The organism is Gilvimarinus gilvus (assembly GCF_030518155.1).
GTDB classification, from domain to species: Bacteria; Pseudomonadota; Gammaproteobacteria; order Pseudomonadales; family Cellvibrionaceae; genus Gilvimarinus; species Gilvimarinus gilvus.
On sequence record NZ_JAULRU010000337.1, the window covers coordinates 1 to 333 of the forward strand.

Sequence of the window (333 nt, forward strand, 5' to 3'; positions counted from 1 at the left end):
GCCACGGTCAACCCTTCCGAAGCGAACCAGGTCGGCACCATTGGTATTCCGGTGCCGTCGACCCTGTGCAAGGTAATCGACGAGGCCGGCGACGAGTTGCCGTTGGGCGAAGTCGGCGAACTGTGCATCAAGGGCCCGCAGGTCATGAAGGGCTATTGGCAGCGCGAAGAGGCCACTGCCGAGATCCTCGACAACCAGGGTTGGCTGAAGACCGGCGACATCGCCTTGATCCAGCCAGACGGCTACATGCGTATCGTCGACCGCAAGAAGGACATGATCCTGGTCTCCGGCTTCAATGTGTACCCCAACGAGCTGGAAGATGTGCTCGCCGGT

Annotated in this window: 1 protein-coding gene; it reads left to right on the top strand. The window is 61.0% G+C overall.

What is annotated here, in order from left to right:
• Nucleotides 1–333 (top strand): AMP-binding protein (locus tag QWI17_RS05695; protein WP_302721548.1); only part of this gene is annotated, 333 nt, incomplete at both ends.